This is a genomic window from Idiomarina sp. ST10R2A5, from assembly GCF_051842325.1.
Taxonomy (GTDB): Bacteria; Pseudomonadota; Gammaproteobacteria; order Enterobacterales; family Alteromonadaceae; genus Idiomarina; species Idiomarina abyssalis.
Map to the genome: position 1 here is coordinate 187,153 of NZ_JBNIEX010000003.1, position 14,864 is coordinate 202,016.

The 14,864-nt window shown below is 48.8% G+C and carries 15 protein-coding genes and 1 pseudogene; 6 read left to right on the forward strand and 10 right to left on the reverse strand.

What is annotated here, in order from left to right; genetic code table 11:
• Position 1 precedes the first annotated feature (1 nt).
• Genes sufC through ACP7FG_RS05425 form a run of 6 tightly spaced genes read left to right on the forward strand, consistent with a single transcriptional unit; the run spans position 2 to position 4,606 of the window.
• A complete protein-coding gene (gene sufC / locus ACP7FG_RS05400) occupies positions 2-766 on the forward strand; it encodes a Fe-S cluster assembly ATPase SufC (RefSeq protein ID WP_054488736.1) in 765 nt (254 codons plus the stop codon).
• Positions 763-2,013: a Fe-S cluster assembly protein SufD gene (sufD, locus tag ACP7FG_RS05405; protein WP_439225766.1), complete on the forward strand. Its 1,251-nt coding sequence runs from the start codon at positions 763-765 to the stop codon at positions 2,011-2,013. The genes sufC and sufD overlap by 4 nt, the downstream gene beginning before the upstream one ends.
• A complete protein-coding gene (locus tag ACP7FG_RS05410; protein WP_417437387.1) occupies positions 2,010-3,227 on the forward strand; it encodes an aminotransferase class V-fold PLP-dependent enzyme in 1,218 nt (405 codons plus the stop codon). Before sufD ends, ACP7FG_RS05410 begins: the two co-directional genes overlap by 4 nt.
• A gap of 16 nt (positions 3,228-3,243) precedes the next feature.
• Positions 3,244-3,600 carry a HesB/IscA family protein gene (locus ACP7FG_RS05415; protein WP_054488741.1) on the forward strand — a complete coding sequence of 119 codons (357 nt, stop codon included), beginning with the start codon at positions 3,244-3,246 and terminating at the stop codon, positions 3,598-3,600.
• Between the two features lie 14 nt (positions 3,601-3,614).
• Complete coding sequence (sufT, locus tag ACP7FG_RS05420) at positions 3,615-4,148, forward strand: putative Fe-S cluster assembly protein SufT (protein WP_222236189.1); 534 nt, start codon at positions 3,615-3,617, stop codon at positions 4,146-4,148.
• Positions 4,149-4,192: 44 nt separating this feature from the next.
• Positions 4,193-4,606, forward strand: a complete 414-nt coding sequence (locus tag ACP7FG_RS05425; RefSeq protein ID WP_054488745.1) for a SufE family protein — start codon at positions 4,193-4,195, stop codon at positions 4,604-4,606.
• Here ACP7FG_RS05425 and ACP7FG_RS05430 read toward each other — a convergent pair.
• From ACP7FG_RS05430 to ACP7FG_RS05475, 10 genes and pseudogenes are all read right to left on the reverse strand, one after another.
• Positions 4,603-5,805 (reverse strand): EAL and HDOD domain-containing protein, encoded by a 1,203-nt coding sequence (locus ACP7FG_RS05430; protein ID WP_439225767.1) that lies wholly within the window; start codon positions 5,803-5,805, stop codon positions 4,603-4,605. The two genes, ACP7FG_RS05425 and ACP7FG_RS05430, sit on opposite strands and share 4 nt — an antisense overlap.
• Positions 5,798-6,712 carry an SPFH domain-containing protein gene (locus ACP7FG_RS05435; RefSeq protein ID WP_054488749.1) on the reverse strand — a complete coding sequence of 305 codons (915 nt, stop codon included), beginning with the start codon at positions 6,710-6,712 and terminating at the stop codon, positions 5,798-5,800. Before ACP7FG_RS05435 ends, ACP7FG_RS05430 begins: the two co-directional genes overlap by 8 nt.
• A gap of 118 nt (positions 6,713-6,830) precedes the next feature.
• The gene (locus ACP7FG_RS05440; protein ID WP_439225768.1) at positions 6,831-8,969 is read right to left on the reverse strand and encodes a prolyl oligopeptidase family serine peptidase; all 2,139 of its coding nucleotides are present in this window, start codon (positions 8,967-8,969) and stop codon (positions 6,831-6,833) included.
• Positions 8,970-8,980: 11 nt separating this feature from the next.
• Positions 8,981-9,418 (reverse strand): excinuclease ABC subunit A, encoded by a 438-nt coding sequence (locus ACP7FG_RS05445; RefSeq protein ID WP_439225769.1) that lies wholly within the window; start codon positions 9,416-9,418, stop codon positions 8,981-8,983.
• Positions 9,419-9,434: 16 nt separating this feature from the next.
• Positions 9,435-10,673 (reverse strand): annotated as a pseudogene (locus ACP7FG_RS05450) (beta-ketoacyl-ACP synthase).
• On the reverse strand, positions 10,673-11,401 hold the full coding sequence (fabG, locus tag ACP7FG_RS05455) for a 3-oxoacyl-ACP reductase FabG (protein WP_439225873.1): 729 nt from the start codon (positions 11,399-11,401) through the stop codon (positions 10,673-10,675). The pseudogene ACP7FG_RS05450 and the gene fabG overlap by 1 nt, the downstream one beginning before the upstream one ends.
• A gap of 4 nt (positions 11,402-11,405) precedes the next feature.
• Positions 11,406-11,861 carry a hotdog family protein gene (locus ACP7FG_RS05460; RefSeq protein ID WP_439225770.1) on the reverse strand — a complete coding sequence of 152 codons (456 nt, stop codon included), beginning with the start codon at positions 11,859-11,861 and terminating at the stop codon, positions 11,406-11,408.
• Positions 11,851-13,056, reverse strand: a complete 1,206-nt coding sequence (locus ACP7FG_RS05465) for a beta-ketoacyl-ACP synthase (protein WP_439225771.1) — start codon at positions 13,054-13,056, stop codon at positions 11,851-11,853. The genes ACP7FG_RS05460 and ACP7FG_RS05465 overlap by 11 nt, the downstream gene beginning before the upstream one ends.
• Positions 13,037-13,630: a DUF3261 domain-containing protein gene (locus ACP7FG_RS05470; protein WP_439225772.1), complete on the reverse strand. Its 594-nt coding sequence runs from the start codon at positions 13,628-13,630 to the stop codon at positions 13,037-13,039. Before ACP7FG_RS05470 ends, ACP7FG_RS05465 begins: the two co-directional genes overlap by 20 nt.
• Entirely contained in the window at positions 13,621-14,856 is a 1,236-nt protein-coding gene (locus ACP7FG_RS05475) for an NAD(P)/FAD-dependent oxidoreductase (protein ID WP_439225773.1), read from the reverse strand. The genes ACP7FG_RS05470 and ACP7FG_RS05475 overlap by 10 nt, the downstream gene beginning before the upstream one ends.
• Positions 14,857-14,864: the final 8 nt, after the last annotated feature.

Below are 14,864 nucleotides of genomic sequence, written 5' to 3' on the forward strand. Positions count from 1 at the left end.
CATGCTATCTATTAAAGATCTGCACGCACGTGTAGAAGAAACAACAATTTTGAAAGGCCTGAATCTGGAAATAAAACCCGGCGAAGTACACGCTATTATGGGTCCTAACGGTGCCGGGAAAAGTACTTTAGGCTACGTTTTATCAGGCCGCGACGGCTACGAAGTGGAAAGCGGCAGCGTTGAGATGGACGGCAAAGACTTGCTGGACATGGAAGTTGAAGAACGCGCTCAAGCCGGATTATTCCTGGCATTCCAGTACCCGGTTGAAATACCCGGCGTGAGCAACATGGAATTCATGAAAGAATCTGTTAACGCCCTACGCGAAGCGCGTGGCGAGAAAGCCTTAAGCTCTGCAGAGTTTTTGAAAAAAGCCAAAGAAGCCTGCAAACAGGTTGAGTTGCCGCTCGATTTCTTAAAGCGCGGTGTGAATGAAGGCTTCTCAGGCGGCGAGAAAAAACGTAACGAGATTATGCAGCTGATTATGCTGGAACCTAAAATCGCTATTCTTGATGAATCCGATTCCGGCCTGGACGTTGACGCTCTGCAAGTTGTTGCAAAAGGCGTCAACAGCCAGCGCGACGGCAAACGCAGCTTTATTGTTGTCACGCATTATCAGCGCCTGCTGGATTACATTCAGCCGGACTACGTCCACATTCTGTCTAAAGGCAAAATTGTGAAAAGTGGCGGTCCTGAGCTGGCTAAAGAAGTTGAAGCTTCAGGCTATGCTTGGTTAGCAGAAGCTGAAGCAGAAGGAGCAGATGCATGAGTCAATGGTTAAACCACGTTCTAGAGCGTGCCTCGACCGTTGACGATTGGCTATCTCCGGTCCGGGCACAAGCCTTGGACACTTTAAAGCAGCAGCAATGGCCAACGCGCCGCACTGAAGCCTGGCGTTATACCTCGCTGCACCCGGTTGCTGATTTGCAGTTGCAGACAGGCACAGGCAATAACACCGCCGAAGCACCTTTCATCGAGGGGCTGAACAGCCTTGATCTGGTTTTTGTTGATGGCCAACTGAATACTGACATCAGCAAGCTTCAGTTGCCGGAAGGCGTCACTATTAGTGAGCTTTCTGCGCCAAGCGAACCAGCAGAAGCTCTTTTTGCGCAAGTAAAACCCAGCCATCATTTGTTTGGTCTGGTTAATGATGTATTAGCGCAGCAAGGTGTTGTTATTGATATTGCCGCCGACGCTAAAATCAATCAGCCAATTCGTATTGTAAACTTTGCATCAGCCGGTATCGAGTCTCACCAGCGCACTCTGGTACGTGTTGGTGCAAATGCTCAGGCAACAATTATTGAGCATGGCAGCGGTTCAGGTAATAGCTTGAATACAGCGTTTGCCGAGTACGATATTGCCGAAAAAGCGAATTTAGAACACTACCGTTTTGCCCTGCACGAAGGTGAGTCTATTCATATTGGCGGCAGTCACTTTAAACTGCACGACCATGCCAAAATGAACAGCACCTTAATTGGCTACGGCAGCCAATTAACGCGCCTAGATGTGGATATTGAACACGCCGGCGAGCACGCCTTCGCCAAGTTTAATAACGTGTATTTACTGGCTCCGCGTGAACATTTCGACTTACACAGCACCATTGAGCACGCATCACCAAACGGAACTACAGAAGAGAATGCCCGAGGCATTATTGGTGATCGGGCAAAAGCGGTATTCAACGGACGCATTCATATTCACCGCCATGCACAGAAAACTCTGGCTGAATTGAATAACCGTAACCTGCTACTGACCCGCGGTGCCCAAATCAATACCAAGCCCGAACTGGAAATTTACGCAGACGACGTACAGTGCGCACACGGTGCGACAGTGGCTGAGATTGATGAAGAAGCGTTGTACTACATGCTGACGCGCGGCATCGACAAACAGCAGGCTTTGGTGATGCTGAACTTTGGTTTCGTGCAAGAGATGGTTTTCCAAATGCCGAATAAAGCGTTGGCTGACTGGTTACAGCCCATATTGAAGACACGATTTGAAAGTATGATGGAGCAGCAATGAGCCTGAACGTTGCGCAAATTCGTGAGCAGTTCCCGATACTGCACCGTCAGGTTCATGGTAAACCTCTAGTTTACCTGGACAACGCTGCAACCACCCAGAAGCCGCAGGCGGTCATTAACGCGCTGACAGATTACTACACTCAGTGCAATGCCAACGTTCATCGTGGTGCTCACTACCTGTCCGATGAAGCGACCCGGCGTTACGAAGCAGCGCGCAAAACCGTTGCTGAGTATATAAATGCCAGCCGCCAGGAAGAGGTTATCTGGACCAGCGGTACCACCGAAGGCATTAACTTAGTCGCTAATGGCGTTGCCCAGCGACTAAAAACCGGTGATGAAGTGCTAGTTACCGAGATGGAACACCATGCAAATTTGGTGACCTGGCAACAAGCCTGTAAACGCTCGGGCGCAACATTGAAAGTAGTACCCATTAACGAAGACGGCTCGCTGAATACCGAGCAGTTTCATGCTCTGTTGAGCGAGAACACGGCTTTCGTTTCAATGCCGCACATTTCAAATGCACTTGGCACCATTAACCCAATTAAAGAGCTCACCGCAGCCGCCAAAGCGAAAGACGCACTGGTGATGATTGATGGTGCTCAGGGCGTTGCACATGGCGCTATTGACGTGCAGGACATTGGCTGTGACTTTTACGCATTTTCCGGACACAAAGTATTCGGACCAACCGGTATCGGCGTACTTTGGGGTTGCTACGAAATTTTAAAAGACTGGCCCATATGGTTAGTCGGTGGCGAAATGATAGCGACAGTCAGTTACCAGGATGCCACCTGGGGCGAATTACCTAACCGCCTGGAAGCCGGCACGCCGAATATTGCCGGTGCCATTGGTCTGGCGGCAGCAATTAACTGGCTCCGGCAATATGATGCAGCCGACATTCTGGCTCACGAAACCGCTTTACTGGCACGAGCAACACAATTAGCCGAGCAAACCGATGGCTTAACCATTGTTGGGCATGCCGCAAAGAAAATTGGCGTGCTAAGCTTTATTTTAGACGGTGCGCATCCGGCCGATATTGGCTTTTTGCTCGACAAACAGGGGATTGCTATTCGTACGGGTGATCACTGCGCTCAGCCGTTAATGAAGCGCCTGAACGTGCCGGGCACAGCGCGCGCATCGTTTTCCATTTACAATACGCTAGACGAGGTTGAAATGCTGTTTGAAGGCATCAAAAAAGCTCGTCTAATGCTAGCCTGATGGCAGGAGGAGACTCATGTCTGTAGAAACATTTGTACCATCATCGTCCTTAATTTCGATGACAGAAAGCGCCGTACGTTATTTCGAGTCGCGCTTAAAAGACGAGCCAGGTAAGTTCATTCGGCTGTCCACTAAACAGAGTGGCTGCACAGGTTATGCCTATGTACTCAGTTCGGCCGATGCACTGGAGGACGGTGATGAAGTTGTCGATATTAACGATAACCTGAAGGTCGCGATTGCCTCTAATGCACTCGAACTGGTGCGTAATACCGAAATTGATTACGTAAAAGAAGGCATTAACGGCGTGGTTAAGTTCAACAACCCGAATGTGGTCAACGAATGTGGTTGTGGCGAAAGCTTCAACGTGCAGTAACGGAAGTTTAAATTATGCAGCAGAAAATGGTGTCCACCACCCGTGAAGTTAAGGCACGTCGTGTGCCAACGGGTGAACCGAAAGTAATTCCTAAGGGTGAATTTGTTAACATTACTCAGGATTTAGGCGGTAATTATACTGTCACCTTTCAGGGCAACATGCTGCGTATAGATGGTACCGACGCCGATGCTATTGGGCGCAAACCCGAAAAGCTCGATTTTCCGGTACCAGACGACGGCAAAATATCGGAGCAGCAAGTGTGGGATGCTCTGGAAACCATTTATGACCCAGAAATTCCAATTAATCTGGTTTCTCTGGGGCTTATTTATAAGGTCGACATTGATCAGGACACCCATACCATCACCATTGATATGACCTTAACCGCACCGGGCTGCGGCATGGGACCTGTACTTGTGGGTGATGTGGAATACCGCGTTTCTTTGGTACCGCACGTTAAAAATGTGAAAGTTGATTTGGTCTTTGACCCACCCTGGTCACGCGACATGATGAGCGAAGAAGCTCAGCTTGAAGCCGGCGTCTTCTTTTAACATTAGTTACTCTTTTAACTTATAAGTGAAGGTTATTGGTCAGCATGAATTTACCCAGCACAGATGAAATCATTGATGACTTAGAGTTTTTAGATGACTGGGAGCAACGCTACCAGTACATCATTGATTTAGGTAAAGCTCTGCCCGGCTTACCGGAAAGTCAGCATAAAGAAGAGTATCTGGTGCGTGGCTGCCAAAGTAACGTCTGGCTTATCAGCGAAGAAAAAGACGGCAAGCTGTTGCTGCACGTAGATAGTGACGCGGTCATTGTGCAAGGCCTGCTGACCTTAGTCATGGCGGCTTACCACAATAAAACCCCTGAGCAAATTCTGGCGTTTGATATCGACCACTACTTTGCGCAACTGGACTTAGAGAACCACATTACGCCAACCCGTGGTAACGGTTTACGTGCAATTGTCGGAAAAATCCAGCAATTAGCGAAACAAAGCCAGGCTTAAATGGTATTAAACAGCTCCTGAACTTTTGCCGACACCGTTCTGTAATTGGTTAATAAGCGGATATCGACTTTATGGAGCTGCTGTTTCATCTGAACTAACTGCTCGAGCCTAAGCGCAATACGCAAGCACTGTCCCATTGGTCCGGCACAATCATCAACCGCCATTTTTGTTTGTTCAGACAGTGGTAACTTTTCAAAGAAACACGCCTTATCGACCCCAAGCATAATATCGATACCCGATAATAACCCGACGAAATAGCATTGGTCCGGGTCGATATCTGGTGAGTTTTGCCGTTTAGCCAGCTCATAACACATCTGCGCCCGAACTAAGACCATGCGGGAGGCCTCAGGGCTACTTGCGGTTACCGAACCAATGAGGGCTATCCAGCGTCTCAGTTTCTCGATCCCCAAACGCATAATAACGTCTTTGACCCGGGTAATAGGGCTCGCTGTTGGGTATAAAGGGCTGTTAACGATCTTAAGCAGACTTACTGACAACTTAGGGTCTTCTGAAATGACCTGAGAAAGTTCGGTTAAATCGGGTTCTTTTTCAAAGCAAAGCGATAGTATTTTTGCCAGTTGCAAAGAGGAAGGCTCTAACCGAGTTCCGTAAACCACGGTTGGTTTCGCAAAATAATAGCCCTGAAACAGCTCAAAACCCAGGGCTTCATAAGCTTGCTTGGTCGCTTCGTCTTCCACCCGCTCAGCCAGCCACTTTCCTTTGAATCCGGAAAGCTTTTGTTTAAAAGCTTTAGCCTGTGCCAGCGTTAGAGTCGAAACGTCCACTTTGATGTAAGACGCATACTTCAGCAGAGGCTCCCAGGCAGGGTCGAATTCGAAGTCATCCAACGCAAAGCGAAAACCTTTTTCGTACCAACGCGCCACCGCATTAACGACGGCTCTGGTCGGCTTGATTCGCTCCACCAGCTCAATAACCACTTTGTCCGGCTCAATGGGAAGAAAGCTTTGGGAGACTAAAAACTCACTGGAAACGTTGATAAATGCTGTAGCATCGTACTGCTCAGTTTGGGTGGTTATGCCCGCACAAAGGTTAAAGACAACCTCGCTGGTAGCCGCTGTATCGCCGACCGTCTCGGCGGTTAAGTTCAGCGCACTACGATAAAGCAGCTCTACCGCATAAAAGCGGTTTTTATTGTCATAAATGGGTTGAGCTGCCAGTAACGGAAAAGTTTCAGCCATCTTTTTTACTGTCTTTGGCCGCTTCCATTGCGCTTAAAATATCCGACGATAAAGAGTCCAGCTGGCCTGTCGGCTGCGGCAACATTATCACTTTACTGGCGGCTGTATCGAAAGAGCCCAGTACATCCACGTAGTTAGTAAATTTGAGCAAATCAATAACGTCCTTAGAAGTAATATCGTTTGCCTGATCAGTGACCATGGCAATAGAGTCACGTAAGCCTTCTGCTATGGCTAAACGCTGACCGGCGATGCCCTGCCCCTGCAATATTTTGGACTCTTTATCCGCTTCGGCCTGCTTCACCAGCATAATTTTTTCAGCTTCTGCTTTATGTTCGGCTGCACGACGCTCTCGTTCTGCTGCGTTAATTTGGTTCATTGAGTCTTTAACGGACTGATCCGGGTCAATATCGGTCACCAGCGACGCAATAATTTCAAACCCATACTCTTCCATGGTATCGCGCAACTGCTCTTTTACATCTTTAGAAATAGAGTCTTTATTATCAAACACCGCATCCAGGTTCTGCTTAGGAATTTGCGCGCGCACCGTATCAAACACATACGACTGCATTTGCCACTCGGGGTTTTCCAGTTGATAAAAGGCATTATAAACTGAGGTTTCATTACTCACGCGATACTGCACGGACACCCGGACAATAACAAATACGTTGTCATTGGTTTTAGTTTCAACATCAACGTCCAACTGACGTGTTCTCATTGACTGTTTATGAGCAACTTGCTCAATCAGCGGAATGATAAAGTTAAGACCGGGCGTCAGCATACGGCGGTAACGACCGAACAATTCGACCAGGTAAACGCTTTGCTGCGGAACAATGCGCACTGAAGCAATCAGCAACAGTACGACAATCAGTGCGCCAACTACCCACATAATATTAAAATCACTCGTCATTATTGAATCCTCATTATACGAGAATGATAAGGGAAGAGATTAACGGAAAGTGTGAAAAATAGCGAAAGAATGACGCAAAGGTTCCGCCGGTTACAACGAAACCTTTGCGAGTCAGTGGTTATTCAGGAAGTTGTTCAAACCCCATGTGATACAGAGTAAAGCCGAATATGTCTGAATACTGTTCAATGGTTTTTGACACCGGTGTACCAGCACCATGCCCGGCATTGGTTTCAATACGGATAAGCTGAGGATTTTCGCCGCCCGCTTTGTCCTGAAGCTCTGCAGCAAACTTAAATGAATGCGCAGGAACCACGCGGTCATCATGGTCACCCGTAGTGATCAGCGTTGCCGGATAAGCCACGCCTTCTTCCACGTTGTGAACCGGCGAGTAACCCAGCAAGTACTCAAACATTTCTTCGCTGTCGTTCGCAGTACCGTAGTCATACGCCCAGCCAGCGCCGGCAGTAAAGGTGTGATAGCGAAGCATGTCCAGAACACCTACTGCAGGCAATGCAACTGCAAAGAGTTCCGGCCGCTGAGTCATAACCGCGCCGACTAGCAAGCCACCATTAGAGCCGCCACGAACCGCCAATTGCTCAGACGATGTGTATTTCTCATCAATCAGGTACTCAGCTGCTGCAATAAAGTCGTCAAAAACGTTTTGCTTTTGCAGCTTAGTACCCGCTTTATGCCAGTCTTTACCGTATTCACCACCGCCACGCAGGTTAGCGACAGCGTAAACACCGCCCATTTCTAACCAGGCTGCGTTAGCAATACTGAATGAAGGTGTCAGGCTAATATTAAAACCACCATAACCGTACAAAATTGTTGGGTTAGAGCCATCCAGCTCTGTTCCCTTTTTGTAGGTGATGATCATAGGTACTTCAGTACCATCTTTGGAAGTATAAAAGACCTGCTTTGATTCGTAGTTGGCAGAATCAAAATCAGCACCGGATTCAGCATAAACTTCAGAGCCGCCCTGATCAGGGTCGAATTTATAAATCGTTGACGGTGTGCTGTAGTTGGTAAAGGTGTAGTACAACTCATCCGCTTCTTTTTTACCTGAGAAGCCACCAATACTGCCCACACCCGGAAGCTGCACTTCACGAACCATATCGCCGTTATAGGCATATTGCTTAACCTGAGCCACGGCGTCGACCATGTACTCGGCAAAGATATAGCCCGCACCGGTTGATACGCTCAACACGTTTTCAGTTTCTGGAATAAAGTTTTCCCAGTTTTCAGGCGCTGGATTACTGGCATCAACGGTCACAACGCGCTGGTTTGGCGCATCGAGGTTCGTCACCAGGTAAAGCTTTGAACCATCGTTATCTAATACACGAGTATCAGAGTCGGTATGATCAAGAACGGTAACCAGTTCACTGTCTTCATCGGTCAGGTCTTTTAAAAACAGTTTGTTACCCGACGTTGAGTTAGCCGCTGAAATGAGTAAATAACGATCATCATCGGTTACTGAACCACCAACATAGCGGTGTTTCTCAGCATCCGTTCCACCAAACACCAACTTGTCGTCAGATTGGTCCGTGCCCAACTCATGGTAATAAAGTTTATGCTGATCGGTTTTTGCCGAAAGCTCACTGCCTTCTGGCTTGTCATAACTGGAGTAGTAGAAACCTTCATTGCCTACCCAGGAAATACCGCTGAATTTAATATCCACTAAAGGATCTTCCAGCTGCTCCTTGGTTTCGGCATCAATGACGATAATTTTACGCCAGTCGCTACCACCTTCAGAAATTGAGTAAGCCGCTAGCGAACCGTCGTCGGAGAAGGTCAATTGCGCCAGCGAAGTCGTGCCATCTTCACTAAAAGTATTCGGGTCCAGAAACACTTCCGGCTCTTCATCACCTTTTTGGCGATACACCACATACTGGTTTTGCAGACCGTCATTTTTGTAAAAGTAAGTGTAATCACCTTCTTTAAACGGTGCGCTGATTTTCTCGTAGTTCCATAATTCGGTCAGACGCTTTTCTATCTTCTCGCGATATGGAATGGACTCCAGGTGTGCGAAAGTCACTTCATTCTGAGCTTTAACCCAGTTTTCTGTCTCTTCGCTACGGTCATCTTCTAACCAACGATACGGGTCCGCTACTTCGGTACCAAAGTAGGTATCAACCACATCGCCTTTGCGCGTATCGGGATACGACATAGATTGCGTATTCGCCTCTTGTTCCGTTTCAACATTTTGTGAGCAGGCTGTCAGCAAACTAACTGCCACTGCTCCCAGTAGGTATTTCATTGTAATTATCCTTATTTGAATTTAACCACTTCACCTTTTAAGGCTACACCAGCCATTAAAAAGCCAGCGCCGCACTGAAACTCCTCGGCACTGCTGAACTCATTATGCTCATAATTTGATTTAATGTTAATGACTGCATCGTAACCGTTATCACGGGCGTTGTCTTGCAGCACTTTCAATGCCGACAACAAAACCCATTCACAAGCTTCACGGTCAGATTTATTAAGCGCATTCGTCTTACGGCTGGTTGTGACAACACCCATTGACTGAGTCACTTCCGGGTGCGACTGACCAGCAAAGTAGACCGGAACATCAAGCAAAGCCTCTTTCGCTTTATTACTTTCCATTACGGGCTTAAGCTCCAGTGTTACTAAATCATTGCGAGCCTCCGCCTGCAATGACAACAATGAACTCAATACCACAACAGCAGCTACAAACAGCTTTTTCATTTTCTATTTCCTTATATTATTTTGAGTTATTCCAACGTTTAAAAATTAATGAGGTATTAATACCACCAAAAGCAAAATTATTGGTCATGACATAGTCTGTCTCGATCTCTCGGGCTTGTCCGGTAATGTAATCCAGGTCACCACATTCCGAATCAATATCGGTCAGGTTCACTGTTGGTGCGAACCAGTTCTCCCGCATCATATGAATGCTGGCCCAGGCTTCGATGGTGCCACAAGCTCCCAAAGTGTGGCCTAAGTAGCTCTTCAGCGAACTGATAGGCACCTGGCGTTTAAATACCTTTGCGGTAGCATTAGATTCAGCAACATCGCCGCGATCGGTAGCAGTACCGTGCGCATTTACATAACCGACCTGCTCCGGTTCTAAGCTTGCTTGCTGTAACGCAAGTTGCATTGCCACCGCCATGGTCTCCGCCGTAGGCTGAGTAACATGGGCGCCATCCGAGTTAGTTCCAAAGCCAACCAGCTCAGCGTAAATAGTCGCTCCACGCTCCAGAGCATGGTCCAGTTCTTCAAGAATAAAGGTTCCCGCACCTTCACCAATAACCAGTCCATCACGATTTTTGTCAAAAGGTCGGGGGGTCTGCTCTGGTGCTTCATTGCGGGTGCTGGTCGCCTATAAGGTGTCAAACACCACAGCCTCAGAAGGGCACAAGGCTTCTGCGCCACCGGCTATCATGACTTTCTGGTGACCGTAAAGAATGGCTTCATAGGCATAACCCAGACCTTGAGAAGCGGATGTACAGGCTGAACTTGTGGTATGTACCCGCCCTTTGACGCCGTAAAATACGCCAAGATTAACCGCCGTGGTATGAGCCATGCTCTTTATATAGGTCGTTGCATTCAGACCGGTCATATCACCGTTTTCCAGCATATTACCGAAGATTTTCATCTGCTCGGTATCGCCGGTCGAAGAGCCATAAGCAACACCGCAGCTTCCGTCACTAATACAAGGGTGCTCCAGTAGCCCGGCATCGGTTAATGCTAACTCGGTTGCCCGGGTGGCCATTAAGCTAACGCCGCTCATGGAACGCACCGCTTTACGGGAGTAATGCGAAGGCTTTTTAAACGCTGGCTGAATCGGTGCTGCCAGGCGTGTGTTCAACCCTTCAAAACGTTCCCACTCGGGCATATTAACTACGGCATTTTTACCGCTTTCCAGACGACTCCGAAAGCTTGACCAGTTGTCACCAAAAGCTGTCAGACAGCCCATACCGGTTACGACCACACGTTTCATTAAACTAACCCACCATTAACCGAGAAAACCTGGCGCGTAATGTAAGCGGCTGACGGCTGGAACAGATAGCCAACCAAACCCGCGACTTCTTCCGGCTTACCCGCACGGCGCATGGGTATCATGGATAAAATGTCTTTCTCATGCTCGAGCTCACCGGTCATATCCGTTTCAATCAGTCCCGGAGCTACACAATTAACGGTAATTTTGCGCTTAGCCAGCTCCAGCGATAAGGCTTTAGTCGCCGCAATAACCCCGCCCTTAGAAGCGCTATAGTTAACCTGCCCACGATTACCGGCAATACCGGAAACCGAAGCAATAGTCACCACTCGGCCGCCCCGGCGCTGCTGGATCATGGGCATAATTAACGGGTGCAACACATTATAAAAACCGCCCAGGTTAGTTTGCAGCACGCTGTCCCAGTCATCTTCCGTTAGTGAAGGGAAAGCGCCATCGCGGGTGATGCCAGCATTGCACACCGCACCATAATAAGCGCCGTTATCTGCAATATCCTGTTCTATCGCCTGTCGGGCAGCTTCTCGGTCGCTGACGTCAAACACCAGTAAAGACGCCTGTTGACCCAATGCTTTAACTTCTTCAACAACCTGTGCCGCCGATGTTTTGTCTGAGCGGCAATGAATGGCCAGATCAAAGCCATCTTTCGCCAGTTGCAACGCAATTGCCCGACCAATTCCTTTACCGGAACCCGTGACAAGCACTCGTTCAGCCATACCCTCAACCATAATTTTCCTCTATAAATGCGTTTTCATCCGGTGGCTGATAAACATTCAGCCGGGCTTGTGCAATCACCTTATCGCCATGGCGAATGTCACACTCAAAAACACTCAGCCCTGACGACTCAACATGCAGTTCTTCAACGAACACATCGTATCGCTCGCCCAGTTTGAAACTGGCAATATCACACTGATATTTTCGGCTTCCCAGTAAAAAGCCCAGCTTAATTTCACCACCAGCGGCTTTATGCTGGTACCCGGCAACAGCGGCGATACTTTGCGCCATAAGTTCGATGCCCACATGCGCCGGTAGACCCTGAAGCGATTCGCTGTAAAACAAATTATCGCTATTGACCGTTAGCCGACACTGTCCCTTGCCGGGTTCGGCCCAGCACAGCTCATCAATCAGCCGCATAGGGGGTTGGTGCTTTATCAGCTCGTCTAAATTATGCGCCATGTTGCTTTCCTCGGCTAAAAACCAGGGAAACATTGTTTCCGCCAAAGGCAAAGGAGTTACTCAGACAATGCTCAACAGGGGTCTGCCATGAGTCACCCTGGTATAAATTGATATCCGTTATATCCGAATCTTTGACGCCGTCCCAGGCATGCTTTGGCAGCCCGTTTTGTTGAGTAAGCGCCAGCCAGCAGAACACCGCTTCAATAGCACCGGCGGCACCTAAGGTATGCCCGGTCAACGCCTTTGTAGAACTGGCCGGAACCTGCGAAGCACCCAGTTCATTCACTGCAAAAGCTTCCATTTTGTCGTTCAGTGGTGTGGCCGTGCCATGCAGGTTGATGTAGCTAAGCTGCTCTGCACTCAGTTCAGCATCTGACAACGCCCCCTGCATAGCCGCTAGGGCGCCACGCCCTTCAGGGTGTGGTGCGGACATATGATGAGCATCGGACGTAGCGCAGGCGCCAGTTAACGTTACCAGAGAAGGTTGTAAATTGTCTTCTGTACGAGTTGCTATAAATAACCCGGCAGCTTCACCAATAGTAATACCATCGCGATTCGCGCTAAAGGGGTTACAGCGCCCCGTCGACGTCGACTCCAGCGCTTTAAAACCATTTAAGGTCAGCTGACAAAGAGAATCAACACCGCCAACAACCACTGCATCGACCATACCTGAGCGCAATAAAGACCGGCCACTCATAAAAGCACGTGCACTGGACGAACAGGCCGTAGAAAGGCTGTAAACCGGACCGGTAATACCCATTAATTCAGCAACACATTCTGCCGGTGCGAGCATTTCCTGCATGGCGTAATAAAACGAGTCAGGCAGGCCACCTTTTGTTTCATCATGTGCTAACGCTTCCTCACCCGAAGCTATGCCCGATGTACTGGTGCCCAGAATCACGCCTACTCGATCAGAGCCCAGCTTATTTATCAGCGCCTGCAGTGGCTCTTTAATTTGCTGTAAGGCCGCCGCAACCAACTGATTATTCCGGGTTCGCATTGCCGGCGGCAGGCTGTCTATATTTGGCAGTTTGTCGTCCGCTACCTGCCCGGCAAATAGCGAGGTACCATCGTTGGTAACGAAAGCAGACGCCCTCAAACCGGCCTGCTCGCCCGTTAGCGCAGCCTGCCAAATGCTCTCGCAATTGTGGCCCGACGCACAAATAGCGCCCGGTTCACTCAGTGTTACTGTCATCAGTTTCTAATAGCTCATACTCTAGGGTTGTTATCACCAATTGATAACCCATGGATTTATTCTGAATAACCCGTTGCAGACTGGCATCGTCATTAGCTGCTGACCATAGCAACTGGCCGTTATGCCAAAGTTCACGTTTTGTCTGGGTGGTCTGTAAGCTCATACCGTCTAAATTTGAATTAACACTATCGAGCGGCCACAGCGCCATTTGCAAATCTGCCCATACCTGCAGAGCCAGGCGCGCATCGTCAAAAGCTTCACTGCCCTTAAAGCTCAGTCCGTTCGCTTGAGTAATCTCGCTGCGAAATAATTCATATCCAAGTGGAGACAACGCAACCAACAACAGTCGCTCATTATCAAAAACAGCCGAAACCATAAAAGTGCGTTGCTGCTGCCCTTTTTGCCACTCTACTTTCTGCCATAGCTGCACAGGCTTTTCCGGCCAGCTGTGCTGCAGTTGGTAACTCCCGTCTGCAACAGGCACCTGAAAGGAATACCCACTCAACGACTGGCAACCGGCAAGGATGGCCATTACCAGTAGTAAGAAAACGCCTTTAAGAGATACTAGCTGCATAGCTCCGCCAATACGTTCAAGCGCCGCTCGCTATCGCGAACATAAGGGTTGTTGGTATCCCATGCGTAGCCAGCCAGAATTGAGCAAATCATCGCTTTCACCTGTTGCTGCTGGTCAGGATAAAAAATGACATCCTGAAAGCGGGTATCATACCAACCCTTTACAAAAGTGCGAAAGGTTGTAATACCGACACGCAAAGGGTCACTGTATTGCGTCTGCCAGTCCTGGGGTTCGTTATTCAGCTCTTTTAACACCAACGGCACCGCCAACGATGAAGACTGCATTGCAATGGTCACCCCCGAAGAAAAAACCGGATCTAAAAATTCACCGGCGTTACCGAGCAACGCAAACCGGTCGCCATATAGACGATCCACATTGGCTGAATAGCCAGTAATACGCTGTTCAGCACGAACTACCTTGTATTCGCCTAACACTTCAAGCAGGTAAGGCTCGTCTGCCACCAATTTCCACAGCGCTTCTTTTTCGCTGTCATTTTCTGCAAAGTACTCACTGGCACCAACAACACCAATACTGGCGGTACCATCTGCAAAAGGAATGAGCCAGTACCAAACTTCAGGGTTCCGTGGGTGCACCGTGATGAGGATTTTAGTCCGGTCGAAGTGTCCGCCGGTAAGTTCAGATTTCACATGACAGAAAACGGCCTGGCGCACTGGAAAGTCCGACGGCGACTCTAACGACAATAAGCGCGGCAGTACTCGACCAAAACCACTGGCATCCAGCACAAAACGAGCTTTTGCTTCCGTCTTCCCGGTGGTGCTGGACAGGCTCAATTTAACTGCATCCGGGTCACTAAAATCAATGGCTTCCAGCGCAATACCGTGTCTGACTTCTGCACCTTTCTCTGCCGCGCCCTGCGCCAGTAACTGATCAAAATGCTCACGTTTAACCTGATAAGTGGTGCCCGGCCCTTCACTGGATTTTTTGCGGAAGTCAAAGTCCACTTTATTGCCGTTATAATAAAAAGCGGCACCTTCCTTGTACTGGAACCCCAGCCGCTCTGCGTTTTCCAGCACCGTGTCCAGCAACCCGGCTTCTTCAATAAAGGTCATGCACTGGGGCAGCAGGCTTTCGCCAATAGAAAATCGCGGAAACTCCTGCTTCTCAACCACCAACACATTCTTTCCAGCCTTTGCCAACATGGCAGCAGCAGTTGCCCCTGCGGGCCCTGCACCAATAATTGCCACATCATAAACCGATTCCTGCATGATTCTTT